The 26,506-nt window shown below is 73.3% G+C and carries 19 protein-coding genes; 16 read left to right on the top strand and 3 right to left on the bottom strand.

From position 1 onward, the window contains the following. Positions 1 to 245: 245 nt before the first annotated feature. Genes JOL79_RS18350 through JOL79_RS18330 form a run of 5 tightly spaced genes read left to right on the top strand, consistent with a single transcriptional unit; the run spans position 246 to position 7,567 of the window. A complete protein-coding gene (locus tag JOL79_RS18350) occupies positions 246 to 1,616 on the top strand; it encodes a ferredoxin reductase family protein (RefSeq protein WP_210157051.1) in 1,371 nt (456 codons plus the stop codon). Positions 1,617 to 1,668: 52 nt separating this feature from the next. After that, positions 1,669 to 2,268 (top strand): FMN-binding protein, encoded by a 600-nt coding sequence (locus JOL79_RS18345; protein WP_210157050.1) that lies wholly within the window; start codon positions 1,669 to 1,671, stop codon positions 2,266 to 2,268. Beyond that, the gene (locus JOL79_RS18340; protein ID WP_210157049.1) at positions 2,268 to 3,110 is read left to right on the top strand and encodes an FAD:protein FMN transferase; all 843 of its coding nucleotides are present in this window, start codon (positions 2,268 to 2,270) and stop codon (positions 3,108 to 3,110) included. The genes JOL79_RS18345 and JOL79_RS18340 overlap by 1 nt, the downstream gene beginning before the upstream one ends. A 30-nt stretch (positions 3,111 to 3,140) precedes the next feature. Then, the gene (locus JOL79_RS18335) at positions 3,141 to 6,641 is read left to right on the top strand and encodes a DEAD/DEAH box helicase (protein ID WP_307848596.1); all 3,501 of its coding nucleotides are present in this window, start codon (positions 3,141 to 3,143) and stop codon (positions 6,639 to 6,641) included. After that, the gene (locus JOL79_RS18330) at positions 6,641 to 7,567 is read left to right on the top strand and encodes an SWIM zinc finger family protein (protein WP_210157048.1); all 927 of its coding nucleotides are present in this window, start codon (positions 6,641 to 6,643) and stop codon (positions 7,565 to 7,567) included. Before JOL79_RS18335 ends, JOL79_RS18330 begins: the two co-directional genes overlap by 1 nt. Here JOL79_RS18330 and JOL79_RS35485 read toward each other — a convergent pair. Both JOL79_RS35485 and JOL79_RS18320 read right to left on the bottom strand, forming a co-directional pair. Then, on the bottom strand, positions 7,530 to 8,459 hold the full coding sequence (locus tag JOL79_RS35485; protein WP_210157047.1) for a diacylglycerol/lipid kinase family protein: 930 nt from the start codon (positions 8,457 to 8,459) through the stop codon (positions 7,530 to 7,532). The two genes, JOL79_RS18330 and JOL79_RS35485, sit on opposite strands and share 38 nt — an antisense overlap. Positions 8,460 to 8,610: 151 nt before the next feature. Further along, positions 8,611 to 11,361 carry an immune inhibitor A domain-containing protein gene (locus JOL79_RS18320; protein ID WP_210157046.1) on the bottom strand — a complete coding sequence of 917 codons (2,751 nt, stop codon included), beginning with the start codon at positions 11,359 to 11,361 and terminating at the stop codon, positions 8,611 to 8,613. Positions 11,362 to 11,557: 196 nt separating this feature from the next. Here JOL79_RS18320 and JOL79_RS18315 point away from each other — a divergent pair, with 196 nt between their 5' ends. The 9 genes from JOL79_RS18315 (at position 11,558) to JOL79_RS18275 (ending at position 22,778) form a co-directional block, all read left to right on the top strand. Further along, positions 11,558 to 12,886 carry an FAD-binding oxidoreductase gene (locus JOL79_RS18315; RefSeq protein WP_210157045.1) on the top strand — a complete coding sequence of 443 codons (1,329 nt, stop codon included), beginning with the start codon at positions 11,558 to 11,560 and terminating at the stop codon, positions 12,884 to 12,886. 76 nt (positions 12,887 to 12,962) lie between these two features. Next, positions 12,963 to 14,582 (top strand): protein kinase domain-containing protein, encoded by a 1,620-nt coding sequence (locus JOL79_RS34125; protein ID WP_307848595.1) that lies wholly within the window; start codon positions 12,963 to 12,965, stop codon positions 14,580 to 14,582. Positions 14,583 to 14,679: 97 nt separating this feature from the next. Continuing rightward, on the top strand, positions 14,680 to 16,275 hold the full coding sequence (locus JOL79_RS18305; RefSeq protein ID WP_210157044.1) for an acyl-CoA carboxylase subunit beta: 1,596 nt from the start codon (positions 14,680 to 14,682) through the stop codon (positions 16,273 to 16,275). 36 nt (positions 16,276 to 16,311) lie between these two features. After that, positions 16,312 to 18,558, top strand: a complete 2,247-nt coding sequence (locus JOL79_RS18300; RefSeq protein WP_230984998.1) for an acetyl/propionyl/methylcrotonyl-CoA carboxylase subunit alpha — start codon at positions 16,312 to 16,314, stop codon at positions 18,556 to 18,558. Positions 18,559 to 18,623: 65 nt separating this feature from the next. Further along, complete coding sequence (locus JOL79_RS18295; RefSeq protein ID WP_210157159.1) at positions 18,624 to 19,406, top strand: enoyl-CoA hydratase-related protein; 783 nt, start codon at positions 18,624 to 18,626, stop codon at positions 19,404 to 19,406. Beyond that, complete coding sequence (locus JOL79_RS18290; protein ID WP_210157043.1) at positions 19,403 to 21,283, top strand: acyclic terpene utilization AtuA family protein; 1,881 nt, start codon at positions 19,403 to 19,405, stop codon at positions 21,281 to 21,283. Before JOL79_RS18295 ends, JOL79_RS18290 begins: the two co-directional genes overlap by 4 nt. 35 nt (positions 21,284 to 21,318) lie before the next feature. Then, positions 21,319 to 21,534 carry a hypothetical protein gene (locus tag JOL79_RS18285; protein WP_210157042.1) on the top strand — a complete coding sequence of 72 codons (216 nt, stop codon included), beginning with the start codon at positions 21,319 to 21,321 and terminating at the stop codon, positions 21,532 to 21,534. Positions 21,535 to 21,561: 27 nt separating this feature from the next. Beyond that, positions 21,562 to 22,452: a helix-turn-helix domain-containing protein gene (locus tag JOL79_RS18280; RefSeq protein WP_307848594.1), complete on the top strand. Its 891-nt coding sequence runs from the start codon at positions 21,562 to 21,564 to the stop codon at positions 22,450 to 22,452. 59 nt (positions 22,453 to 22,511) lie between these two features. Further along, positions 22,512 to 22,778 (top strand): hypothetical protein, encoded by a 267-nt coding sequence (locus JOL79_RS18275; protein ID WP_307848593.1) that lies wholly within the window; start codon positions 22,512 to 22,514, stop codon positions 22,776 to 22,778. A 9-nt stretch (positions 22,779 to 22,787) separates the two neighbouring features. On the opposite strand, the gene JOL79_RS18270 is transcribed toward JOL79_RS18275, so the two are convergent. Next, positions 22,788 to 24,395, bottom strand: a complete 1,608-nt coding sequence (locus JOL79_RS18270) for a phytoene desaturase family protein (RefSeq protein ID WP_210157041.1) — start codon at positions 24,393 to 24,395, stop codon at positions 22,788 to 22,790. A 177-nt stretch (positions 24,396 to 24,572) separates the two neighbouring features. Here JOL79_RS18270 and JOL79_RS18265 point away from each other — a divergent pair, with 177 nt between their 5' ends. Continuing rightward, the gene (locus JOL79_RS18265) at positions 24,573 to 25,478 is read left to right on the top strand and encodes a pseudouridine-5'-phosphate glycosidase (RefSeq protein ID WP_210157040.1); all 906 of its coding nucleotides are present in this window, start codon (positions 24,573 to 24,575) and stop codon (positions 25,476 to 25,478) included. Further along, on the top strand, positions 25,479 to 26,462 hold the full coding sequence (locus JOL79_RS18260) for a carbohydrate kinase family protein (protein ID WP_210157039.1): 984 nt from the start codon (positions 25,479 to 25,481) through the stop codon (positions 26,460 to 26,462). Positions 26,463 to 26,506 lie beyond the last annotated feature (44 nt).

The raw sequence follows: 26,506 nt of genomic DNA, 5'->3' as shown, positions 1-26,506 counted from the left end.
TCGGCCCCTGCTTGACAGTGAATGTCGTGAGGTCGTCACGCTCATCTTTCGCTCATCTTCGTCTTCCAAAAATCTTAGGGATCGTCCCGTAATGTCCCCTGCTATCGGATGGGCGTCCCCCTCGTTTTCCCGGACTCTCCGGGACTTTCACCGGCTTTCCCCGGCGTCCCGTCCACGACCGCGTGCACGACTCCGCGTACGCGTCATCCGGCGTCCGTCCGCGGGCGGCGAAGGGAGGAGAAACCGTGAGCACCGCCTTCGCCGGGAGAACGGTCACCGGGACCCACCGGGCCGTGACCCGGGGCCCGCGCGTCCTTCCGGCTCTGGTCCCGGCGGTCGTCGCGGCGGGCGCGGTCGCCGTGACCGGCCTGTGGTGGCTGAACACCCCGGCCGTTACCGGCCCGGACAGCTGGCTCACCAACGCGGGCCGCGTCACCGGTCTGCTCGCCGGCTACGGGATCACCGTGCTACTCGCGCTGATGGCGAGGATCCCGGCCCTGGAGCGGGGCGTGGGCTCCGACGTCCTCGCCCGGTGGCACTCGATGGGCGGCCGGTACGTGGTCGGGCTGGTGCTCGCGCACGCCCTGCTCATCACGTGGGGCTACTCCCTCACCGACCGGACCGGCCTGGTCGACGAGACGGTGACGCTCAACCTCACCTACCCGGACGTGCTGAAGGCCACCGTCGCGCTGCTGCTCCTGGCCGGAGTGGGCGTCGTCTCCGCCCGTGCGGTCCGGCCGAGACTGCGCTACGAGACCTGGTTCCACCTGCACTTCTACACCTATCTGGCGGCCTGGCTGGCGTTCGGCCACCAGCTCGCGACCGGTGCCGAGTTCATCGACGCGCCCGTCGCCAGGGCCGCCTGGTACGCCCTCTACATCGGCGTCGCGGCCGTGCTCGGCTGGTATCGGCTGCTCACCCCGCTCCGGCGGGCCGTACGGCACCGGCTCCGGGTGGCGGCGGTCGTCGCCGAGGGGCCGGGGGTCGTGTCCGTGCATCTCACCGGGCGGCGCCTCGACCGGCTGCGGGCCGAGCCGGGCCAGTTCTTCCGGTGGCGGTTCCTCACCCGGGAGCTGTGGTGGTCGCCGAACCCGTACTCCCTGTCGGCCGCGCCCCGGGCGGACGAACTGCGGATCACGGTGAAGGACATGGGCGACCAGAGCCGCTCGCTGTCGCGGCTGCGGCCGGGCACGCGCGTCGTCGCGGAGGGCCCCTACGGGTCGTTCACGTCGCGCCGCAGGCGGGCGCGCAAGGTGCTGCTCATCGCCGGCGGCATCGGCATCACCCCCCTGCGCGCGCTGTTCGAGTCGCTCCCGGCGTCCTCCGGCGACCTCACCCTTCTCTATCGCGCCCGGACCACCGGCGACCTGGTGCTCCGCGCCGAACTGGAGGCGATCGCCCAGGCGCGGGGCGCGGCGCTGCACTACTCCGTCGGCCCGCGCGGCCTGGTCGGCGACCCGTTCGGGCCCGCGACCCTGCTGCGGCTCGTCCCCGACCTGACCGTCCACGACGTCTACGTCTGCGGCCCTCCCGGGATGACGGCCGGCGTCGTCGCCGCGCTGCGCGCCGCCGGAGTGCCGGGAAGGCGCGTCCACCACGAGTCGTTCGAGTTCTGACGGCCCCGGGCCGTTCCCACCCTCGCCTGAGATCCCGACAGGGGGCACTACCGTGCGAAGAGCCGTACTGGCCGTGATGGTCACCGCCATCGGCCTGGTGCTGCTGCTGTCCTTCAAGCCTCACCAGATCACCGCGACGACGGATCGTCCGGCGCTCGTGGCCCAAGGCGACGATCCGCCCACGCGAAACGACCAGGGCGACACCCGCGGCACCGGCGACACCCGCGGCACCGGCGACGCCGATGACTCCGGCGGGGCCTCCCCGGGCGGCTCCACCGGCGGGTCGTCGAGCGGATCCGGCCGGAACGGCGGCTCCGCCACGCTGAGCAGCGGAAGCTGGACGGGTGGCGGCGCCACGGCGGGCGCGCGGACCGGGGACAGGGCCGTGACCGGCGGGGTCGCCGACACGGTCTACGGCCCGGTGCAGGTGCAGATCCTGCTGTCGGGGAGGAAGGTCACCGGGATCGCGGTGCTGCGGGCCCCCGACCGCAGCCGCCGGGACCTCGCCATCAACGACGAGGCCCTGCCCCTGCTCAACCAGGAGGCGCTGTCGGCGCAGTCCGCCCAGATCGACACCGTCTCGGGCGCCACCTACACCAGCGAGGGCTATCTCGCCTCCCTGCAGAGCGCCCTGGACAAGGCGCACGTCTGATGCGCCTCGTCGAACACGTCATGGGCACGGCCGTCTCCTTCGACGTACGCGGACGGGAGCCGGACGACCCGGTGGCCGTCCGGGCGCTGGCCGACGCCGTGTCGTTTCTGCACGAGGTGGACGCCATGTTCTCCACCTACCGCCCCGGCAGCGCCGTGAGCCTGCTCGACCGGGGTGAGATCACACCGGCCGAGTGCCCGCCGGAGGTGACCGAGATCCTCGAACTCTGCGCGGAGGCGTCCCGCCTGTCCGGCGGCTACTTCACCGCGCGCCCCGGCGGCCGCCTCGACCCGTCCGCGGTGGTCAAGGGCTGGGCGGTGGAGCGCGCCTCGCGGATCCTCCGCTCGGCGGGCCTCCACGATCACTGCGTCAACGGGGGCGGCGACATCCAGACGTCCGGCTCGCCCGCTCCCGGCCGGCCCTGGCGGGTGGGGGTCGCCCATCCGCTGCGGCCCGGCGCGCTGGCCGTGGTGGTCTGTGCGGGCCCCGGCGTGTCCGCCGTGGCGACGTCGGGGACGGCGGAGCGCGGGCCGCACATCCTCGACCCTCACACGGGCCGCCCCGCCACGGGGCTCGCCTCGATCACCCTCGCCGGCGAGAGCCTGACGGTCGCCGACGCCTGCGCCACCGCCGCGTTCGCGATGGGCGACGCGGCCCGCGAGTGGGTGGAGGGACTGCCCGGCCTGGATGCGTTCGCGGTCACGGCCACCGGCGCCACCTGGCGGACTCCCGGCTTCCCGGCCGCGCCGCCTGTCTTGTCGCCCGCCTCGCCGCCCGTGTCGTCGCCCGCCTTGTCCACAGGTCCGTCCGGCGTGGGCGCGAGAGGGCCGGGCCGCTGCTAGCGTGCCGGTGAGGAGACGGAAGGGGCGGCCGTGCTGGTGGTCCAGGGAAGCTGGGTCGGGGGACGACTCGTGCTGTGGGCCGAGGCCGGTCCCGGGTCCACCGCGGCGGAGCCCTCTCCGCGTGCTCCCGCCGTGCCCGACCACCCGCCGCAGCACCCGGACGGACCGGCGGCGGCCCCGGGTGGCCGCCCCCGAGGTGACGGCGGCCGTGCCGGGCGCGCCCACCCGTTCGCCGCGGGCCCTGAGCTGATCGCCGCCGGGCTGGCGCAGTGGCCCCTGCCGCCCGCGGATCTGGCCGAGGTGACCGCGCTGACCAGGATGACCGGGACGTCAGATGCGGCAGGCGCCGCCGGGACGGCCGGTACGTTCGGTACCGCCTCGCTGACGGTGTTACTGCCGAGCGGCGCCAAGAGCCCGATCCCGTCGCCGGAGTCGGGGATCACAGTGGCCGCACGGGTGCCGCGGATCAGCCCGTGGCGGGTCCCCGCGCTACTCGTCCCGCCGGGCGCCGCGCTCCGCCTCCTCGAGCTGGTCGACGGGATCACCCACCTTCCGGCGAGCGAAGCTGGCGAGCCCGACGAGCTGGATGGGCCGAACGGGCTGGATGGGCAGGACGGGCAGGACGGGCTGAACGGGCAGGACGGGCTGAACGGGCTGAACGGGCAGGACGGCCGGGCCGGGCCCGACGGGCGGCGCGAGCCCGGCGGAGCGGGCGGCGGGCTGCCCCCAGAGGGGGTGACCGTCCCCGGCGCCTCACTGCGCTATCTGGCCGTCGTCGCCCGCGACGCCGCCGACCTCGTCCGCCGGGGGCGGGTGCTCCCGCAGCTCGTTCCGGAGGACGGCGGCCACGCCGCCCGGTGGCGGCCGGTCGTCGCCGGCCCGGACGCCGGCCGGTTCCGCGAACTGGCCGCCGCGATGCCGCCCGTCTGCCGCGCGGTGGGCGCGGAGCGGCCGTCCGCGGACGTGCTCGCGGAGGCGCTCGCCGGGCTGGCCGACGCCGCGGTGCGGCGGGCGCTGCCAGACCGGCTGCTGGGCGGGCACCGGCCGGGGGCGCGCTCTCCTCTGGAGGACCGGTGGACGGTGGCGCTCACCGGCGACGACGCTCTCCTCACGAGTGTCACCCCGGACAAGGCCGAGAAGCTGGCGGCCCCCCTGCGGGACTGGTATGAGCAGGCGCACCGCGCCGAGGGCCCGTTCCGCCTGTCCTTCCGCCTGGTCGAGCCTCCCGATGACGTGGGCGTGGGCGATGACGAGGAGACGGCGCGGGAGGCCGCGGAGACGGAAGAAGTCCCGGAGGATCGGGTCGGGCACGACGTGGAGACCGCGCGGGGAGCTGCCGGCGAGGAGACCCACGAGACCGGCGAGACCGGCGAGACCGGGGCGCAGTGGCGGGTGGAGTTCGCCGTGCAGTCGGTGGAGGACCCGAGCCTCTATCTGCCCGCGTCACTCATCTGGGCCGGGGAGACGGTGCCGGGGCTGGCCGGGCCGCCGGAGGAGACGCTGCTCGCCGGGCTCGGCCGGGCCTCCCGGCTCTACCCCGCCGTGGAGAAGGCGCTGGCGGAGGCGCGTCCGGCCGAGGTGACACTCGACACGGGCGGCGCCTTCTACTTCCTGCGCCACGTGGCCCCGCTGCTGCAGGCGGCCGGATTCGGCGTGCAGCTGCCCGCCTGGGCCGGGCGCGCCAGGCTCGGGCTGAGACTGACGACGCGGACGCGGAAGACCGGCCCGGGAGCGGCGGCGGACCAGGGGTTCGGGCTGAGTCAGCTCGTGGACTTCCGGGTCGACCTCGCGGTCGGCGACGAGACGATTTCCGAGGAGGAGCTGGCCGAGCTGGCGCGGCTCAAGCTGCCGCTGGTGCGGGTGCGCGGCCGCTGGGTCGAGCTGGACGAGCGGCAGCTCAAGGCGGCGCTGCGGGCCGTCGAGGGCCGTCGTACGGGTGAGATGACGGCGGCGGAGGTCGTCCGTGAGGTCGTCCAGGGCGGCGAGGACGATGTGCCGCTGGTCGGGATCGACGCGGACGGCCTCCTGGGCGACCTGCTCTCGGGAGAGGCGGACCGCCGTCTGCGGCCGCGCGCGACCCCCGGCTCCTTCCAGGGGGTGCTTCGGCCGTATCAGGAGCGGGGGCTGTCGTGGCTGGCCTTCATGTCGGAGGTGGGGTTGGGCGGCATCCTGGCCGACGACATGGGGCTCGGGAAGACCGCGCAGACGCTGTCGCTGCTGCTCGACGAGCGGGCCGCCGCCCCGGACGGCCGCCCCGCGCCGACCCTCTTGATCTGCCCCATGTCCCTGCTCGGCAACTGGCAGAAGGAGGCGGAGCGGTTCGCCCCCTCGCTCGACGTCTACCTGCACCACGGCGCCTCGCGGGTGCGCGGCGAGGATCTCGACGTGCGGGTGGCGGCGGCCGACCTGGTCATCACCACGTACGGCACCGCGCTGCGCGACCGGGACGCACTCGCCGCCCTGAGCTGGGAGCGGGTGGTCTGCGACGAGGCGCAGGCCATCAAGAACAGCGCGGCCCGGCAGTCTCAGGCCGTGCGGTCGCTTCCGGCGCGGACCCGGCTCGCGCTGACGGGCACGCCCGTGGAGAACCACCTCGCCGAGCTCTGGTCGATCATGGAGTTCTGCAATCCGGGGCTGCTGGGTCCGGCCCGGTCCTTCCGGGAGCGTTACCAGGAGCCGATCGAGCGGCACGGCGACGAGACGGCGACGGCCGCGCTGCGGCAGGCGACCCGGCCGTTCGTCCTGCGACGCCTCAAGACCGACAAGACGATCATCTCCGATCTGCCGGACAAGATGGAGATGAAGGTGTGGTGCACCCTCACCCCGGAGCAGGCGAGCCTGTACCAGGCCGTGGTGGACGACATGATGAACCGGATCGCGGACAGCGAGGGGATCGAGCGGCGGGGCAACGTGCTGGCCGCGATGACGAAGCTCAAGCAGGTGTGCAACCACCCGGCCCACCTGCTGAAGGACGGCTCCCGGCTGGCGGGCAGGTCGGGCAAGCTCGCCCGGCTCGAGGAACTGGCCGAGGAGATCCTCGCCGAGGGCGACAAGGCGCTGGTGTTCACCCAGTACGCCGAGTTCGGCCATCTCCTGCAGCCCTATCTGGCGGCCCACCTCGACCGGCCGGTGCTGTGGCTGCACGGCGGACTGCAGAAGAGACAGCGCGACGCGCTCGTCGAGCGGTTCCAGACCGACGACGAGCCGATGCTGTTCCTGCTCTCGCTGAAGGCGGCCGGCACGGGCCTCAACCTCACCGGCGCCGCCCACGTCGTCCATGTGGACCGGTGGTGGAACCCGGCGGTCGAGGACCAGGCGACCGACCGCGCCTACCGCATCGGGCAGACGCGGAACGTCCAGGTCAGGAAGTTCATCTGCGCGGGAACGCTGGAGGAGCGGATCGACGAGATGATCGAGCGGAAGAAGGCGCTGGCCGGCAGCGTCGTCGGCACCGGCGAAGACTGGATCGCGGACCTGTCGACGGCGGAGCTGGCCGAGCTGTTCCGCCTGGCCCCGGGGGCGGTGCGCTGATGCCCGCCGGCAGGGACGGCTGGTTCGAGGCGAGCCGCCCGATCAGAGTCGAGAACGGCATCAGGGCGAGGACCGCGCGCGGATCCATCGGGCAGCGGTGGTGGTCGCGGCGCTTCGTCGACATCCTGGAACGCGTCTGCGACAAGGGCCGCCTGACCCGCGGCCGGGCGTACGCGCGGGCCGGCCAGGTCGTCGACCTCGACCTCGGGCCCGGCGAGGCGCGGGCCCACGTGCAGGGCTCGCGGCCCAGGCCGTACGACGTGCGGGTGCGGATCCGCGCGTACGGGCGGGACGAGTGGGACCGGCTGACGGCCGCGCTGGCGTCCCGCGCCCTCTACCGGGCGAAGCTGCTGGCCGGGGAGATGCCGACGGAGATCGAGGAGGTCTTCGACGAGTGCGGGCTGCCGCTCTTCCCCGCCGAGGACGCCCTGGACATGTCCTGTTCGTGCCCCGACTGGGGTTTCCCGTGCAAGCACCTGTCGGCCGTCCTCTATCTGCTGGCCGAGTCCTTCGACGACGATCCGTTCCTCGTGCTGGCCTGGCGGGGCCTCGACCGGGAGACCCTGCTCGGCGCGCTGCGCGCCGCGCCGGCAGGCGGGACCGCGGCCGGCCTGGGTGCGGCGGGCCGGCCGGAGGTCGCCGACGTGCCGTTCGCCGAGCGGCTCGCGGACTTCTACGAGCCCGGGGTCTCGCCGGCCCGGCTGCGTGAGCCGCCCGCCGGCGCCCCGGCCCCGCCCGACCTGCTGCTGCGGCTGCTCGACCCGCCGCCCGTCAAGGCGCGGCACATCCCGATCCTCGACCTGCTGCGGCCCGCCTACCGCAGGCTGGCGGAGCCGCCGCCGGACGAGGCGCCCGGCGACTCACTCGGCGGGGCGCCCGGCGGCCGGGTCAGCGGTCGACGAAGCTCTGGGGCACCATCACCCTGACGCCGTTCGGGATCGTCTTCAGCACGAGGGGGGTGCGCAGCCGCACCTCGCCGTCGATGTCGGCGGCCAGAGGCGGGTCGGTCTCGAGCACCATCTCCTGGCCGGTGACGAAGGGGCCGCCGGCGAGGCTGCGCCACCTGCCGGTGGTGGCCCTGACCAGGGTCTCGCCGAGCAGCCGCAGGCGCTTGCCCGAGCCGAGCTGGTAGGCGACGAGCTGCCGGTTGTCGATGCTGACGTCCCTGGCGATCTGCCAGCCCCCGTGGAAGCGGCCGTTCGCGATGTTCAGCTGGTGGGTGAGCAGCTCGTGCCGCCTGCCGTCGACGGTGATGTACGCGCGGAAGGGCCGGTGACCGGGCAGGACGGTGATCGCGGTGAGGGGGTAGGCGGCCCGGCCGAGCAGCCGCTTCACCCACGGTCTGACCGTCCCGGCGACCTCGACGGAGACGCCGAAGCTGGCCAGGTTGGCGAACGGCCGGTCGCCGCACATCCCGAGGTCGATGTCGGCGACCTTGCCCTCGCGGAAGACGCCGATCGCGCCCGCGAGGTCGAGGGGCAGCCCGAGACTGCGGGCGAAGTTGTTCGTGGTGCCGAGCGGCAGGACGCCGAGGGCGACGTCGAGCCCGGCGACGTACTTCACCGAGCTGCTCAGCGTGCCGTCGCCGCCGCCGACGACGAGCAGGTCGGGGCCGTCGGCCAGGGCCCGGGAGACGACCTCGCGCAGCCGGGCCGGCTCGGTCACCGGGTGGACCCCGGTGAGCCGGAAGTCGTGCGCCCGCATCAGGCGCAGGACCTCCGCGTAACTCCGGCGGCCGCGCCGGGACTTGGTGTTCACGACGACGGCGGCGCGCCGCTCTCCGCGGATCGCCGCCGTATGGTCCGCCTTGTTCCGCACGATCACATGCTAGGCCGTGCCCGGCGGCCGCGGAGAGGCCGCCGGGCACGGGTGCCGCGGGGGCGGCACCGGGAAACACCGGGATACACCGGGAAACACGGACGGGTGCCGTGCCGTGCCGCGCCCGGCGGCGCGGCACGGTCGTGCCCGCTTACTTCTTGGGCGCCGTCACCTGGACGATCGCGCCCAGGTTGCCCGGCAGCGGGCTGATCAGCTTCAGCGCGACGCCGAACTGCTTGCCCTCGTCACCGGGGTTGCCGGAGCCGAGGATCGCACCGCCGATGTCGGTGCCGTACAGGTCCTTCGCCGGGGTGCCGTCAGGGTTGACGATCCGGGTGGTGTACGGCTGGTTGTCCTTCGACGGGATGACCGTGGAGGCATCGCGCAGGCGGTAGTAGAGGCTGCCGTCGCGAATCTCCAGGCCGGGGTACCAGCCCTTGGCGTCCGTGAAGGTGGTGACCGCCGGCTGCTTGCCGAACGAGGTGCAGTACTCCGTGAACGGCTCGCCCTCCAGGCACTCCTTGAACGGGTAGGTGCCGACGAAGTTGAAGGCCGCGTTGGACGACTGCGGGCGGGACTGCAGGTTCTTCAGCACCGTCGGGTCCTTCTGCGCCGCGGCGCCGGTGCGGCGCAGCGGGTCGAAGTGGGAGTCGACGATGAGGAGCTGACCCTTCGGTCCCACGGACGGCAGGTCGAAGGTCGTGTCGGCCACGACGTTGGTGGTGCGGGACGCGTCCCGGTACCAGACCAGCAGACCGGGGGCGTTGTACTTGATCTTCTCGACCTTCCAGGCGCCGTCGCGCAGGTAGGTCGAGTCGTAGGTGTACTGCAGGCCCTTGTCGAACCCGTCGAAGTTGCGCCACTCGGCGAGGTAGTACTGCGCCGAGTCGACCTCACCGGCGAAGATCGTCCAACCGGCCCCGGAGGTGTCGGTGAAGGTGCCCTTCGTCGCGGTCCAGCCGTTGGCGCCGTTCTCGACGTCGTCGCTCCAGACGGTGGAGGCGCCGCTGGTGACGGAGAAGTCGTCGCTGAACCAGCCGCGGCCGACCGAGGCGGCGTCGGTGGCGTACCGCAGCCGCACCTGGACGGACGTGCCCGCGAACGGCGACAGGTCGGCGTACAGGTGCTGCCAGCCACCGCTCTCGCCGGTCAGGCCGTACTTCTTGCCGCCGTAGTCGTGCAGGCGGCCGTTCGGGTCGGTGTAGTCGTCACCGGTGCTGGCCAGGCTGCCGTCGTCCTTGTAGACCTTCTGGTCGGTCCACGTGGAGCCGCCGTCGGTGGAGACCTCGAAGAAGCCGTAGTCCCAGTCCTGCTCGATGCCCCAGTCGCTCCACCAGCGGAACTTGGCGTCGGAGCCGGCGGGGACGTCGACCGTACGGGTCAGCCGCTGGTCGGCCCAGTTCTGGTCACTGTTCGACCACCACAGGTTGGACCCGCTGTGAGGGGTGGACAGCACGACGTGCTTGTCGGGCAGGTTGACCCGGATGCCGTCCTCGGTGCCCTTGGGCGTGCGGGAGGTCTGGCCCACGGCGACCAGCGAGGTCTTGTCGCCCGGGTTGACGATCTTCGGGTTGGCCCAGCCGAGGATCCACTTGTCCCACAGGCCCATGTGGGTCGGCAGCGACTGGAAGATCGGGCCGGAGTGGGAGCCGCTGGACATGAGGTCCCAGAAGTCCACGTCCGAGTCGCCGGCGCCCGACGTGTCGTACAGGTCGGGCAGGCCGAGGTCGTGGCCGTACTCGTGGGCGAAGACGCCGACGCCCGCGTCCTCCGGCTGGAGGATGTAGTTGGAGATCTTCACGTTCGTGCCGGGAACGGTGTAGCCGCCGGCCACGTCGCTGGAGTGAGCCCACAGCGAGAACGTGCCCTCAGCGCCGCCGCCGCCCGACTTGTCCTCGCCCGCGTGGATCAGCACGAGGTGGTCGATGACGCCGTCCGGCTCGTCGAAGTTGCCGTCACCGTCGAAGTCGGCGACGTCCTCCTTGTCGTAGTCGGCCCAGGGGAACGACGGGTCCTGCGCCGCGAGCGTGTTCACCACGTCGATGGGCAGCTGGGTCGCGCCGCGCGGGTTGTCCGGGTGACCGGCCATCTCCTGCGGGTAGGTGCCGCAGCGGCCGGCGCCGTACCACGCCTCCGAGTGCGGGACCTTGATCCAGCCGACGGCCTGGCCGGAGACGGTGTAGGCGCCCTTCGACAGCTCCTCGTACATGTTCTTCATCGTGGAGCCGGAGATGTCGATGCCCTTCTTGCCGTCCCTGGGGTCGGTCAGGTCGGGGCGGACCCGGGTCGTGATGCCCTTGGAGGTGTAGAGCATGTTGTTGTAGTGGGCCGTGTTGAAGTCGGCCACCCACATCGAGTTGTTGTCCTTGCCGCCCCCGGCCGCGGTGGCCGGGTCGGGGATGTGGTTGTGCAGGGGGCCGTTCAGCTTGGTGCCCGGCGGCTCGGTCACGCAGTCGTTGACGTCGTCGATCGTCTTCGGGTGCGACCAGCCTGAGAAGTCGTCGTTGGCCTGGTCGTTGAACTCGACCAGGAGGGTGAGGAGCTTGGCGGTCTTGGTGGTGTTCGCCTTCTTGTAGATGAAGTCGAAGGGGTTCTTGCCCGTCCTGATGGCCTGCTTCTCGTGCTTCGCGAGCACGCGGGCGGCGACCGGATTTCCACTGGCGAACTTGTGGTCGATCGCCTGAGCCAGGGCGGCGGTGCGCCTGGCGCCCTTCGACGGCACCTTCTCGTCGATGACCGACACATCGCTCTGCACCCGTGGTGGGGCGTAGTTGATGTAGTGATCGCCGGCGGAGGGCTGGTAACCCGCCGTGGGGGCCGCCGCCGCGGCGGCGGCGAGACCGCTCACCGCCAGGCCCAGGGCGGGCACCACGGCGGCGAGACGCCGGATTCTTCTGGACAACGAGATCCCTTCCCGTCCGGGTTCCCCGGACACCCTTGCGCGGCGTGCCGGGATGAGCACGCAATCGGGACATTAAGCGCAAAGGTAAAGGGAAGGTAAAGGCCCATCGGCGATGGTTGTCAAAACGTGATTACTCCGGAGATGATCCGTTAGTCCGGTTACTGGTTGTCCACAATTGATGTCGTAAAGTCCAGGCGTGGATGACCTCATCGCAGCGCTGCCCGAGGGCCGCGTCCTCACCGATCCAGATGTGACCGAGTCATACGCCCGGGACCGCACGTTCCTCCCGCCGGGCCGGCCGCTGGGCGTCGTGCTCGCGCAGTCTCGCGACGACGTGGTGGCCACCATGCGTTGGGCCGCCGACCATCGGGTGCCCGTGGTGCCGAGGGGGGCGGGCACCGGCCTCGCGGGCGGCGCCACCGCGATCGACGGCTGCGTGATCCTCTCGCTCAGCCGGATGACCGCGATCCGCGAGCTGTCCCCCCGGGACGAGATCGCCGTCGTCGAGCCGGGCGTCATAACGGCCGACATGGACCGCGCGGCGCGCGAGCACGGGCTGATGTACGCCCCCGACCCCTCGTCGTTCGAGATCTCCACGATCGGCGGCAACCTGGCCACCAACGCGGGCGGCCTGCGGTGCGTGAAGTACGGGGTGACCCGCGACTCCACGCTCGGCCTGGAGGTCGTGCTGGCGGGCGGACGGGTGCTGCGGACCGGTCGCCGCACCATGAAGGGCGTCACCGGCTATGACCTGACCGGGCTGTTCGTCGGCTCGGAGGGCACGCTGGGAGTGATCACCGCGGCCACCCTGCGGCTGCGCCGGGCGCCCCGGAGCATCGCCACCATCGCAGCGGAGTTCACCTCGCTGCGCGACGCCGCGGAGGCCGTCGCCGCGATCATCGCGGCCGGCTGCCAGCCGTCCCTGCTGGAGCTGATGGACCGCACCACCCTGAAGTCGATCGACGAGTGGAAGAACATCGGGCTCGAACCGTCCACCCGGGCCATGCTGATCGCGCAGTCGGAGGGCTCGCCGGACGAGATGGCCGCGCTGTGCGGAGCGGCCTCGTTCGTCGCCACGGCCTCGACCCCCGAGGAGGCGGACGAGCTGGTCGGCCTGCGGCGGCTGGCCTACCCCGCCAAGGAGCGCCTCGGCCAGTGCCTCACCGAGGACGTCTGCGTGCCCCGGTCCCGGCTGCCCGAGATGATCACTTCGATCGAGGAGGCCGCCGCCCGGCACGACGTCATGATCTCGACGGTGGCGCACGCCGGGGACGGCAACGTGCACCCGGTGTTCATCTTCGAGCGGGGGCTGGCTGAGCCGCCTCCGGCGGTGTGGGCGGCGGCGGACGAGGTGTTCCGGGCGGCCCTCGACCTGGGCGGGACCCTGACCGGCGAGCATGGCGTCGGCGTGCTGAAGCAGCGCTGGCTCGGGCTGGAGACCGGGCCGCTCGTGACGGAACTGAACCACGGGATCAAGCAGGTCTTCGACCCGCTCAACATCCTCAATCCGGGGAAGGCCATCTGATCGCCGGATGACCGTGCCCCGCCACTGATAACCTCTCCCGGAAGATCGCTCTATTTCGGGGTAAGTCGGGGTCGCAGTGGCGTTGCAGGACGGGGATCCGGCCAGGCTCGGACCTTACGAGGTCGTAGACCGGCTCGGCGAGGGCGGCCAGGGCGTCGTCTACCTCGGCCGGGGCCCCGCGGGCGAACCCGTGGCCGTCAAGCTGCTGCACGCCCGCTTCACCGCCGACCCGGAGGCCAGGGAGCGGTTCCTGCGGGAGGTCTCGCTCGCCCGGCGCGTCGCGCGCTTCTGCACGGCGTCCGTGCTGCACGCCGACATGGCCGGGAACCAGCCGTACATCGTCAGCGAGTACGTCCCCGGGCCGTCTCTGCGGCAGCTCGTGGAGCGGGAGGGGCCACGCCGGGGCGCCGCCCTGGAGCGCCTCGCCATCAGCACGGTGACCGCCCTGGCCGCCATCCACCGGGCCGGGATCACGCACCGGGACTTCAAGCCCGCGAACGTCCTCATGGGCGCGGAGGGCCCGGTGGTGATCGACTTCGGGGTGGCCCGGGCGCTGGACTCGCCCCAGACGACCGGTACGGGAGCCGCCGTCGGCACCCCCGCCTACTTCGCGCCCGAACTGCTGTCGGGCGGCGCGGCCACGGCGGCGGCGGACGTCTTCGCCTGGGGCGTCACGATGGTCTTCGCCGCGACCGGAACGCCCGCCTTCGGGGCCGACTCGATCCCCTCGGTGATGGCCCGCATCCTCAACTCCCCGCCTGACCTCGGCGCGCTGTCGGGGCCCCTCAGGGACATCGTCGCGGCCTGCCTGTCGAAGGACCCCGCCCGCCGCCCGTCCGCCGAGGAGGTCCTCGCCCGGCTCACGGGCAGCGCCCCGGCGACCGGGCCGGTCCCCTCCCCCGGGCGGAGGCGGCCGTCCCGCACCGCCCTGATCGTGTCGGGGGTGGCGGCGGCCGGCGTCCTCACGACCGCCGTCGTGCTGGTCGCGGTGCGGCCCCCGTCCGTCGTGTCCACGCTCCCCGCCGCCGGCACGGGAGCCATCGCCGCCTCGGCGCCGGCCGGTACGGCACCTCCCGGGTCTCCGGCGCCGTCGTCCCCCCGCTCCTCCGAGGCCGTGCCGCGGAACGCCGGGCATCGGACGCCGTCCACCGGCACGGAGGGCACGGGGAACGCGGGGAGCACAGGAGACACGGGACCCCGGTCCGGCGCCACCGCACCGCCGTCCTCGCATCGCACGCGGACCCCGGCCACTCCGTCGCGGACCCCCGTCTCGACCGGAACCTCCGGTGGGGGCTCCACCGCCCCGGCGACGACCCCCAGCCCCAAGCCGTCCCCGGAGCCGACGCGGAAGGCGACCGCCCCGGCGCCGAAACCGAACCCGTACAGCGCGGCGGGCGTCTGCGGCTCGGGCTTCAAGGTGATCGACTCGCATTCCTACGGCGCCGCGACGACCTACCTTCTCTACAACGCGTCGAGCGGGAAGAACTGCGTCGTCACGCTCTCGAAGTACGTGATCCCAGCGAAGATCAAGATGTCCGCGGTCCTGAAGGTCAAGGGCGGGGCGTCCACCGCCGACAGCGGGCAGTACACGGCGTACGCCGGGCCCCTGCGGCTCGCCGCGACCCGTACGTGCGTCATATGGGGCGGCGGGTACGGCAGCGCGACCTGGACCAGCGGGTGGTCGCACTGCGGATGACCGGGTCGGGGCACGTTCGTTGACGCGGGCGCCGATGCGCCAGCAAGATGATCATCCGTGGCAGAGCGAGGTTCGGTGACCAAATGACGGTGACCAGATGACGGTGCTGATGAGCAGGCTGGACACCTCCGGGGCCGAGTACGGCGCCCGCCGGGAGGCCATGCTCGCCAAGCTCGCCGAGCTGGAGGCCGAGCAGGCCAAGGCGGTCGCGGGCGGCGGGCCGGCGTACGTCGACCGGCACAGGGAGCGCGGCAGGCTGCTCGCGCGCGAGCGGATCGAGTTGCTCGTCGACCCGGGCTCGCCGTTCCTTGAGCTGTCGCCGCTGGCGGCCTGGGGCACCGAGTTCCCCGTCGGCGCCAGCGTCGTGACCGGGATCGGCGTCGTCGAGGGCGTCGAGTGCGTGATCATCGCGAACGATCCGACCGTGCGCGGCGGGGCGTCCAACCCCTGGACGCTCCGCAAGACGCTGCGGGCCGCCGACATCGCGTTCGAGAACCGCATGCCGCTGATCAACCTCGTCGAGTCGGGCGGCGCCGACCTGCCGACCCAGAAGGAGATCTTCATCCCGGGCGGCCGGGTGTTCCGCGACCTGACCCGCCTGTCGGCCGCCGGCATCCCGACGATCGCGCTCGTCTTCGGCAGCTCGACCGCCGGCGGGGCCTACGTGCCCGGCCTGAGCGATCACGTGGTCATGGTGCGCGATCACGCGAAGGTGTTCCTCGGCGGCCCGCCACTGGTCAAGATGGCCACCGGAGAGGAGTCCGACGACGAGTCGCTCGGCGGAGCGCTGATGCACGCCCGCGTCTCCGGCCTCGCCGACCATCTCGCCGCCGACGAGCACGACGCGCTCCGCATCGGCCGCCGGATCGTGCGGCGGCTCAACTGGCGGAAGGCCGCGGGCCCCGTCCCGGCCGGCGCGCCGCCCCGATACGACGAGGACGAGTTGCTCGGCGTCGTGCCTGAGGACCTCAAGGTGCCGTTCGACCCCCGGGAGGTCATCGCCCGGGTGGTCGACGACAGCGACTTCGACGAGTTCAAGCCTCTCTACGGACCGAGCCTGGTGACGGGCTGGGCCTCCGTCCACGGCCATCCGGTCGGGATCCTCGCCAACGCCCAGGGCGTGCTTTTCGGCGCCGAGTCGCAGAAGGCGGCGCAGTTCATCCAGCTGGCCGACCGGTCGCGCACGCCCCTCCTCTTCCTGCAGAACACCACCGGCTACATGGTCGGCAAGGAGTACGAGCAGAGCGGGATCATCAAGCACGGCGCCATGATGATCAACGCGGTGGCGAACTCGACGGTCCCGCACCTCACCGTCGTCATGGGCGCCTCCTACGGAGCCGGAAACTACGGCATGTGCGGCCGCGCCTACGACCCGCGTTTCCTGTTCAGCTGGCCGAGCGCCAAGTCGGCCGTGATGGGGCCCGCCCAGCTGGCCGGCGTCATGTCGATCGTGGGCCGGGCCGCCGCCGAGGCGCGCGGCCAGGCGTACGACGAGGAGGCCGACGCGGCGATGCGCCGGGCCGTCGAGACGCAGATCGAGGCCGAGTCGCTGGCGTTCTTCCTGTCCGGCCGGCTCTACGACGACGGGGTCATCGATCCGAGGGACACCCGGACCGTCCTCGGCCTGTGCCTGTCCGCGATCGGCGACGCGCCCCCCGCCCCGCCGGCGGGCTACGGCGTGTTCCGGATGTGACGGCGTGCCCGCGGGCCGCCTGAGGGGTGGAGAACCATGATCGAGCGGCTGCTCGTGGCCAACCGGGGAGAGATCGCCCGCCGGGTGTTCCGGACCTGCCGTGAGCTGGGCATCGGCACGGTGGCGGTGTTCTCCGACGCCGACGCGGCGGCGCCGCACACGGCCGAGGCCGACCTGGCCGTGCGCCTCGGCGCCCCGGCCGCGTACCTGGATCCGGCGCTGGTCGTGGACGCCGCCCGCCGCTCCGGGGCGGACGCCGTGCACCCCGGATACGGCTTCCTGTCGGAGAACGCCGAGTTCGCCAGGGCCGTGCTGGAGGCGGGTCTCACCTGGATCGGGCCCTCTCCCGACGCGATCGCCGCGATGGGCTCGAAGATCGAAGCCAAGGCGATCATGACGGAGGCCGGGGTGCCGGTGCTCCCGACGTTCCGGCTCTCCCCCGATGAACCGGCCGACCTGCCGGAACCTCGGACGCCCCTGCTGGTCAAGGCGTCGGCCGGGGGCGGCGGACGCGGCATGCGCGTGGTCCGCGACCTCGCGGAGCTGCCCCAGGCGATCGAGTCGGCCCGCCGGGAGGCCCTGTCGGCCTTCGGCGACGGCACGCTGTTCGCCGAGCCGCTGCTGGAGGGCGCCCGGCACGTCGAGGTGCAGATCCTCGCCGACGCCCACGGCACGGTCTGGGCCCTCGGCGAGCGCGAGTGCTCGATCCAGCGCCGCCACCAGAAGGTGATCGAGGAGGCGCCCTCCCCCGGCGTCACGCCGGAACTGCGCCGCGAGCTGTTCGAGACCGCCGTCCGGGCCGCCAGCGCCATCGGGTACGTCGGAGCGGGCACCGTCGAGTTCCTGCTGGCCCCCGACGGCGCCTTCCACTTCCTGGAGATGAACACGCGACTGCAGGTCGAGCACCCGGTGACCGAGGCGGTCTACGGCGTCGACCTGGTGCGGCTCCAGATCGAGGTGGCCGAGGGCGTGCGGCTGCCCGCGCTGCCGCCGAGCCCCGTCGGCCACGCGATCGAGGCCAGGCTCTACGCCGAGGACGCCGACGGCCGCCCGCAGGCGGGCGTGGTCCACCGGTTCGAGGTGCCCGGCGTGGACGGCGAGTTCGCCCTCGGCGCGCGCCTTCGGCTCGACTCGGGGATCGCATCGGGCGACGAGATGAGCGTCCACTACGACCCGATGCTCGGCAAGGTGATCGCGTACGCGGAGACCCGCGCGCAGGCGGCCCGCAGGCTGGCGGCGGCGCTCGCCGGGGCCCGGGTGCACGGCCCGGCCACCAACCGCGACCTGCTGGTGCGGGTGCTGCGGCATCCGGAGTTCCGCTCCGGCGCGCTCGACACCCGGTTCCTCGACCGTGACCCGTGCTCCGCCCCGCTCGCCGATCCGCGCGCCGTACGGCTGTCCGCGCTCGCCGCCGCCCTGGCCGGGGCTGCGGCCGCCCGGGAGGCTGCGCCCGTGCTCGGCGGCCTGCCGAGCGGCTGGCGCAACGTGCCCTCCCAGCCGCAGCGGGCCGCGTTCAGGACCGCCGGTGACGACCGGCTGGAGATCGCCTACCGGTTCACCCGCGACGGCCTGCGGGCCGAGCGCTTCGACGACGTCCGCCTGATGTCGGCGACCCCGGAGCTGGTCACCCTGGACGTGGCCGGTGTGCGGCACGGGTTCGCCGTCGCCGCCTATCCCGGAGTGGTGCACGTCGACTCGTCCCTCGGACCGGTGCGGCTGGTCCCCCTGGAGCGGCTGCCCGAGCCGGGCGAACAGGCCGCGCCCGGATCGTTGCTCGCCCCCATGCCGGGTACGGTGCTCCGTGTCGAGGTCGCGGCCGGTGACGAGGTCGTGGCCGGACAGCCGGTCCTCGTGCTGGAGGCGATGAAGATGGAGCATCGGATCCTGTCCGACGCCGCGGGCTCGGTGTCCGCGGTGAGTGTCACGCCGGGCAGCCGCGTGGACGCCGGGACGGTGCTCGCCGTGATCACGCCCCGGGCAGCCGACGGGACGGCCGGAGCGGCGGCGCCCTCCGCCGTGTCTTCCCCCGGCCCCGCTCCGGCGCCTTCCCCTGCTCCCGCCCCCGCGCCCTCAACCGGGCCCTCCGCCGCGCCCTCCGGCGGGCCGGCCCCCGAGCCGTCCGCCGCCCCCGTTCCCGCTCCTCCGGCCGTTCCCTCGGCCGTTCCCTCCGCCTCGGCCGAGCCGGGGCCGCCGCCCGCGCGCGACGATGACCCGCTGTCCGGCCCGGAGCGCGCGCCCGGCCCGGAGACCGGACCGGCTCCGGAGTCCGGAGAGGACCGGTGACGGCCACCGGCCCGGCCTCGGCCCCTGACCCGGACCAGGCCCCGGACCCGGCCCCGGACCCGGCGGTGCCGCTCGTCCGCGGCGACGAGGCGGGCGGCGTCGCGACCGTCACCCTGGACTCGCCGCACAACCGCAACGCCCTCTCCTCCCGGCTGCTCAGGGAGCTCGGCGAGGCGCTCGACCGGGCGCTCGCCGCACCGGCCGTACGGGTGATCGTGCTGACCGGGACCGGACCCGTCTTCTGCGCGGGCGCCGACCTCAAGGAACAGCGGAGCGGCGGGCGGGCCGCGCTCACCGCCTCGTTCCCCGATGTCATGGCCAAGATCTGGGACAGCCCCAAACCGGTCGTGTGCCGGCTCAACGGCACCGCCCGCGCGGGCGGCCTCGGTCTCGTCGCCGCCTGCGACCTCGCGATCGCCCCCGACACCGCGTCGTTCGCCTTCACCGAGGTCAGGCTCGGCGTCGTACCCGCGATGATCGCGGTCACGTGCCTGCGCAGGCTCGACCCCCGCGCGGCGGCGGAGTACTTCCTGACCGGCGAGGTCTTCACCGCCCGCCGGGCCGTGGAGATCGGGCTGCTCACCGCCGCCGTGCCCGAATCGGATCTGGACGCCGCCGTCGCCCGCTACACGGACATGCTGCTGCGCGGCGGGCCCGAGGCGCTGGCGATCACCAAGCGGCTGGTGCGGCAGGTGCCGCTCATGCCGGTCCACGAGGGCTTCCGGGCGATGGCCGAGCTGTCCGCCCAGCGCTTCGCCTCCGCCGAGGGGCAGGAGGGCGTCCGGGCGTTCGCCGAGAAGCGGCCACCGGCCTGGATCCCGGGCGAGGGAACGTCGGGCGGCCGATGAACGCGCCCCCACGGGACGCCGCGCCCGAGCCGTCATCCGAGCCGTCATCCGGGCCGTCATCCGGGCCGTCATCCGGGCCGTCACCTGAGCGGCCGCCCGGGCCGCTGCGGGTGGCCAACTGCGGCGGCTTCTACGGCGACCGCCTGTCGGCGGCCCGCGAGATGGTCGAGGGCGGCCCGATCGACGTGCTGACGGGCGACTGGCTGGCCGAGCTGACCATGATGATCCTCGCCGCCAACCGGATGAAGGGCCGGCCGGGATACGCTCCGAGCTTCCTCAGGCAGCTGGAGGAGGTGCTCGGCACGTGCCTCGACCGGGGCGTCAGGATCGTGTCGAACGCCGGCGGCCTCGACCCCGCGGGCTGCGCCGAGGCCGTCGCCGCCCTGGCCGCACGGCTGGGGCTGCGGGCGGCCGTCGCGCACGTGACGGGCGACGACCTCATGCCGGATCCCGGGCCGCTCCCGCACATGGACACCGGCGAGCCCTGCCCGGCCGCCCCGGTCACCGCGAACGCCTACCTGGGCGGCCGGCCCGTCGCCGTGGCCCTGGAGAACGGCGCGGACGTCGTCGTCACCGGCCGTGTCACGGACGCCGCGCTGGTCACCGGGCCGGGCATGTGGCGGTTCGGGTGGGGACCCGGCGACCTGGACGCGCTGGCCGGCTCGGTGGCCGCCGGGCACGTGATCGAGTGCGGCTGCCAGGCGACCGGCGGCAACTACGCGTTCTTCCGGGACGTCCCCGATCTCGCCCACTGCGGCTTCCCGATCGCCGAGCTGCACGCCGACGGGTCCAGCGTGATCACCAAGCATCCGGGCACGGGCGGGCTGGTGTCGGCCGGCACAGTGACCGCGCAGCTCCTGTACGAGATCGGCGGGCCGCGCTACCTCGGCCCGGACGTCACGGCCCGGTTCGACACCGTGCGGCTGGAGCAGGAGGCGCCTGACCGGGTGCGGATCTCCGGGGTGCGGGGCGAGCCGCCGCCGGAGACGCTCAAGGTCTCCGTCAACTACCTCGGCGGCCACCGCAACACGATGTCGCTCGTGCTGACCGGGCTCGACATCCCCGCCAAGGCGCGGGTGGCGGAGGAGGCCATCTGGGCCCGCGTGCCCAGGGAGTCGTTCGAGCGGGTCAACGTGGAGCTGACCCCCCTGGCGTCGTACGACCCGCCGCCCTCCGGCGGGGAGCCGGGCCGGGCGCCCGACGGCGGCGCGGCCACGGCGTTGCTGAGGATCACGGTCATGGACCCCGACCCGCGCCGGGCCGGCCGGGCGTTCTCCTCGGCCGTGGTGGAGACCGGACTGGCGGGCTATCCCGGGTTCTTCGCGCTCACCCCGCCCGGCGACGCGTCACCCTACGGCGTCCACTGGCCGTCGCTGGTGGACGCGGCGGCCGTCACGCCGGTGGTCACCGTGGACGGCAGGCGCGTCGAGGTGCCGCATCCGCCGCCGCGAAGCACCGGGCCCGTCTCCCGCGCCCTGACACTCGACACACCGGCCCGCGACGCAGCTGTCCGCGAAACCCCGGCTCCCGCATGGGATGAGGCGGAGGTGGCCTGGCTGCCGCTGGGCGCGATCGCCGGGGCGCGGTCGGGCGACAAGGGCGGCGACGCGAACGTCGGCGTGTGGGTGGAACGCGACGACCGCTACGCCTGGCTCGCCGCCTTCCTGACCGCCGACCGGGTGCGCGCGCTGCTGCCCGAGACGGGCGACCTGCCGATCGAGCGATACGAACTGCCGAACCTGCGGGCGCTCAACTTCGTGGTGCGCGGCCTGCTGGGACGGGGGGTGGCCGCGAGCCCGCTGCTCGACGCCCAGGCCAAGGCACTGGGCGAGCGTCTCAGGGCGGCCCCCGTGCCCGTCCCGTACGGGCTCGCCTAAGATTGCGCGCAATTGCGGTAAAAGGGGAGAGACCCATGCGATTGCGCTTTCTTGGCTCCACGTCCGAGGCGGGGGCCTGCCCCTCCCTGTACGAGACGGACCGTGGCACGATCGTCGTGCAGGGCCTGGAGGTCGTCGACCGGCAGGCCCTCGGCGACCTCAGGCACGTGCTCGACGGAGAGACCGCGGTGGAGGTCCCAAGGGAGCTCCTGGCGGAGATCGCGCGCCGTGTGATCGTTGATCACGATTAGGGACCTCCCTATGGCCTGATCCGGCAAGTGAGGTCTAGCTTGGTCGGCACCAGGGCGGAGGTGGGAGTGAGCGGTTTCCAGCAGGCCCGCATCGACCTCGGTGCGCAGCTTCGCCACCTGCGGGAGAGCGCCCACCTGTCCGGCAAGGACCTGGCCGAACGCCTGCGCTGGCAGCCCTCGAAGGTCTCCCGCATCGAGAACGCCCGGCAGACCGCGACCGAGGACGACGTGGTCGCGTGGGGCCAGGCCGTGGCCGCCGGGCCGGACGCCATCGACGACCTGATCCGGCAGGCCCTCGCCCTGGTGGAGCGGCAGGACTCCTGGCGGCAGCGGCACCGGACGGGGCTCGCCGCGCTACAGGAGGACGTCCGCGACATCGAGGCGCGCACCCGCGTGTTCCGGGTCTTCGAGCCCGGCCTGGTGATCGGCCTGCTGCAGACGGCCGAGTACGCGCGGCACATCTTCAGCAAGGTCCGGCGGCTCCACGAGGTCACCGAGGACGTCGACGCCGCGATCCGGGTGCGGATGCAACGCCAGGAGATCCTGTACGACCCGGGCCGCCGGTTCCGCTTCGTCGTCCCTGAGGCGGTGCTGCACTACCGGCTCGCGCCCCCGGAGGTGATGCGCGGCCAGCTCGACCGGCTGATCGCCGTCACCACGCTGCCCAACGTGGAGTTCGGGGTGGTGCCGTTCGAGGCTGCGCTTCCCGGCGCTCCGATGCACGCCTTCTACATCTACAACGACACGCTCGTGGGGGTGCCGACCAGGACCCGTGACCTGGTATTACGCGAGGCGGAGGACGTCGCCTACTACGCCCAGGCGTTCGAGGAGTACTACGAGGCCGCGGTCTTCGGCGACACCGCGAGGACCCTCATCGTCGGCGCCCTCGACGACTACGCTCGACAATCACGACCATGATTGGGGCAATTGCTTGAACTGAGATCGTCCGGCATGCAATTCTGTCTCCTCGACAGGAGGTGACGGGATTGATCGACGTGCTCGCCGGCATCCAGGAGTTCGCCTCCGCCGCCCGTCTGCACATCGACTTGTCCGTGCGGGTCGTGGGCGCGTCCCCGCCCCTCGTCCGGGTGCGCAACCGTTTCAGCGAGACCCTCTGCGAGACCGTCACCTGCTCCGACGAGGGTGCCTTCATCACCTCGTGGGGCTACCGCCTCGGCACCGTCGACAACGTCAGGGACGCCGCGGCCCGGCTGGCCTACCTCATGGCCGCGCTCCCCGCCTGACCCGCCGCCCTACGGCGTGCGGCGGAGGACGGCCATCGCCGCGTTGTGCCCGGGAATGCCGCTCACCCCGCCGCCCCGCCGGGCGCCCGCCCCGCACAGCAGCAGCCGCTCGTACGCCGTCTCCACACCCCAGGGTCCGTGGTCGCCCGGCTCGGCGTACGGCCAGGACAGGTCGCGGTGGAAGATGTGACCGCCGGGCAGCCCAGCCTCGCGTTCGAGGTCGACCGGCGTCTTCACCTCCAGGCAGGGCTCGCCTTCCGGCGTGCGGAGCAGGCAGTCCTCGATCGGCTCGGCGAGCACGGCGTCGAGCGAGGCCAGGGTGCGGCGCAGCGCCTCCCGCCTCGCCTCCGCCCCGGTGCCGGGATCGCGGAAGAGCCGGGCCGGCATGTGCAGGCCGAACAGCGTCATCGTGTGCGCCCCCGACCCGCGCAACCCGGGGCCGAGGATCGAGGGATCGGTGAGCGAGTGACAGTAGACCTCGGCGGGCGGCACGCCGGGGATCCGGCCCGCGGCCGCCTGGGCGTACGCCATGGCGAGGGCGTCGCGGCCCTCGTTGATGTGGAACGTGCCGCTGAACGCCTCCGCCGGGCCGACCGACGGGTCCCGGAGCCTCGGCAGCCGCGACAGCACCATGTTGATCTTCAGTTGGGCGCCCTCGGGAGCGGTCCCGTCGCCGATTCCGTCGCTGCTCCCGTCCCCAGGGCCGGGCTCCCGGCCGAGCAGGCGGGCCAGCACGGCGGGCGGCACGTTCGCCAGCACCCGGCGGCCGGTCACGGTGTGCTCGCCGCCCTGCCCTTCCCCGCCCTCGGGCCCGCCGGTCACGCGGAACGTGACCTCCCCGGAGTCCGGGTCGACCGCCAGCACCTCGGCCCCGGTGACGATCTCCGCGCCGGCCGCGCGGGCGGCCCCGGCGAGCCGGTCGGTCACCACCCCCATGCCGCCCACCGGCACCCGCCAGTCGCCGGTGCCGTCACCGATCACGTGGTAGAGGAAGCACCGGTTGGCCAGGAGGTCCGTGTCCGGGTCGGCGAACGTGCCGATGAGGGCGTCCGTGAGGACCACCCCGCGGACGGTGTCGTCGGCGAACCGCTCGGCGACGACCTCCCCGATGGGCCGTTCGAACAGGTCGCGCCACGTCTCGTCGTCGCCGACGGCCTCGCGCAGGGCCGCGCGGCCCGGGAGGGGGCCGAGCAGGGTGGGCGCGACCGCCCGGGCCACCCGTGCGACGGCGCCGTAGAACCGCCGCCAGGCCGTCAGGTCGCCGGAACCGCCGGTGACCGAGGCGAAGGACGCGGCCGTGCGCGCGGCGTCGCCGCTGTCGACCAGCAGACCGGTGCGGCCCACCGGCGTGTACGAGGCGAAGCGGCGGCGGCGCAGGTCGAGCCCGAGGCCGAGATCCTCGACGATCGCGGTGGGCAGCAGGCTGACGAGGTAGGAGTAACGCGAAAGGCGGGCGTCCACCCCCGGGAAGGGCCGGGCCGACACGGCGAGACCGCCGACATGGCCGAGCCGTTCGAGCACGAGCACGCTCCGCCCCGCGCGGGCCAGATAGGCGGCGGCCACGAGACCGTTGTGACCTCCACCGGCGATGACGGCGTCGTAGTGCGACCGCGGCATGGGGGTCTCCCGGAAGATCTGCGAGGACGGCGACGGAGGCCCGGCCGGGGCCGGGGCCGTCAGAGGCCGGTCTGCCAGTGGGGATCCGGTCGGAGACCCTCAAGAGCCTCAAACGCTGCCATGCCCGGCACAATATCCCGAAGCCGACATATTTCGTCAACCATGAGCAGGAGAGACATGCACGTATCCGACGAGGTCGCCGAGGCTCTGGCCGCGGGGCGGCCGGTCGTGGCCCTGGAGTCGACCATCATCTCCCACGGGCTGCCCCAGCCGCGCAACCTCCAGGTCGCCCGGGAGCTGGAGGACGTCGTCCGCCGCGGCGGGGCCGTGCCGGCCACGATCGCGGTCCTGGACGGCGTGCCCCACGTGGGCCTCGGCGCGGACCAGCTGGAGCGGATCGCGACCGAGCCGGGCCTGCGCAAGCTGGGCTTCCGCGACCTCGCCCCGGCGGCCGGGCTGCGCGCGAGCGGCGCCACCACCGTCTCGGCGACCTCCTTCATCGCCGCGCGGGCGGGCGTTCGCGTGTTCGGCACGGGCGGCCTCGGCGGCGTGCACCGGGGCTACACCCAGGTACAGGACGAGTCCGCCGACATCGACACGTTGAGCCGTACCCGGATCACGGTGGTGTGCGCGGGGGTCAAGTCCATCCTGGACGTGCCGGCCACCCTGCAGCGCCTGGAGACCCGGCAGGTCACCGTGGTCGGCTACCGGACCGGCGAGTTCCCCGGGTTCTACCTGCACACCTCGGGTGAGCCGATCGACTGGCGGATCGAGACGCCGGCGGAGGCGGCCGGCATCATGCGGGCGCAGGACGAGCTCGGCGGCCTCGACTCCGCCCTGATCGTGGCCAACCCCGTCCCGCTCGACCGGCAGCTCGACCCGGCCCTGCACGACCGCGTCCTGGCCGAGGGACTGCGGGCCGCCGAAGAGAAGGGGGTCACCGGGCAGGCCATCACGCCGTTCCTGCTGGACTATCTGGTGAACGGCACCGGGGGCGCCTCGCTGGAGGCCAACCTGACCGCCGTACGCGGCAACGTGGGCCTGGCCGCGGAGATCGCCGTGGCCTGGGCCGGGCGAGACTAGGTGCCGGCACGCACGCCCGCGACGGGCCTGCTGGTGATCGGCGACGTGGTCACCGACGTCGTGGCGCTGCACCGGCGGCCAGTTGCCACCGGGACAGACACGCACGCCGAGATCTCGCTGCGCCCGGGGGGCTCGGGGGCGAACACCGCCTCCTGGGCCGCCCACCTCGGCGCCGACACCCGCTTCCTCGGCCGGGCGGGATACGACACCGGCGAGTGGCACGTGAACGAGCTGGCGCGGGCCGGGGTGCGGCCACACGTGCGGATCGACCCGGAGCTGCCCACCGCGATCGTCATCGCCATGGTGGACGGCTCCGGGGAGCGGTCCATGCTCACCAACCGGGGAGCGGGCGGGCGCATCGGCCCGGCCGATTGGAACCCGTCCCTGCTCGACGGGGTCGCCCGCCTTCATCTGTCCGGCTACATCCTGTTCGCGCCGCCGGGCCTGGAGCTGGCCCGCCTGGCCATGCGGCAGGCGGCCGAGCGCGGCGTGGCGGTCAGCGTGGATCCGGCGTCGGCGGGGTTCCTGCGCGAGTTCGGCCCCGACCGCTTCCTCGCCGAGACCGCCCCCCTGACGACCGCACCCCCCATGACCGCGCCCGCCGTGCCCGCGCCTCCCATGACCGCGGCCCCCGGGCGGACCGTGATCCCCAACCTGGAGGAGGCGCTGCTGCTGTCCGGCGAGACGGACCCGCGGGCCGCCGCGGAAGTCCTCAGCGCCCGTTACGGCACGGCGGTCGTGAAGCTCGGGCCGGATGGGGCGCTGCTCGCCCGCGGTGGCCGTATAGTCGCCACAGCGGCCCCGCCGGCCGCCGCCTCGGTGGTGGACTCGACGGGCGCGGGAGACGCGTTCGCCGCCGGATTCCTGGCCGGTTCGCTGGCCGGAATCGGGCCGCGGGAGGCCCTGCGCAGAGGCTGCGAGGCGGGTTCCGCGGCGGTCGCGCAGGTGGGTGGCCGCCCCACCTTGGGAGCTTTACCCTATTGACACCAATTGCTGGTTTCCGGCGTAAGCTGCACCATTAGCAACAT

The organism is Microbispora oryzae, assembly GCF_017896165.1.
Taxonomy (GTDB): domain Bacteria; phylum Actinomycetota; class Actinomycetes; order Streptosporangiales; family Streptosporangiaceae; genus Microbispora; species Microbispora oryzae.
The sequence above is the reverse complement of the archived record's forward strand: the minus strand, read 5'-3'. Positions and strand labels throughout refer to the sequence as shown.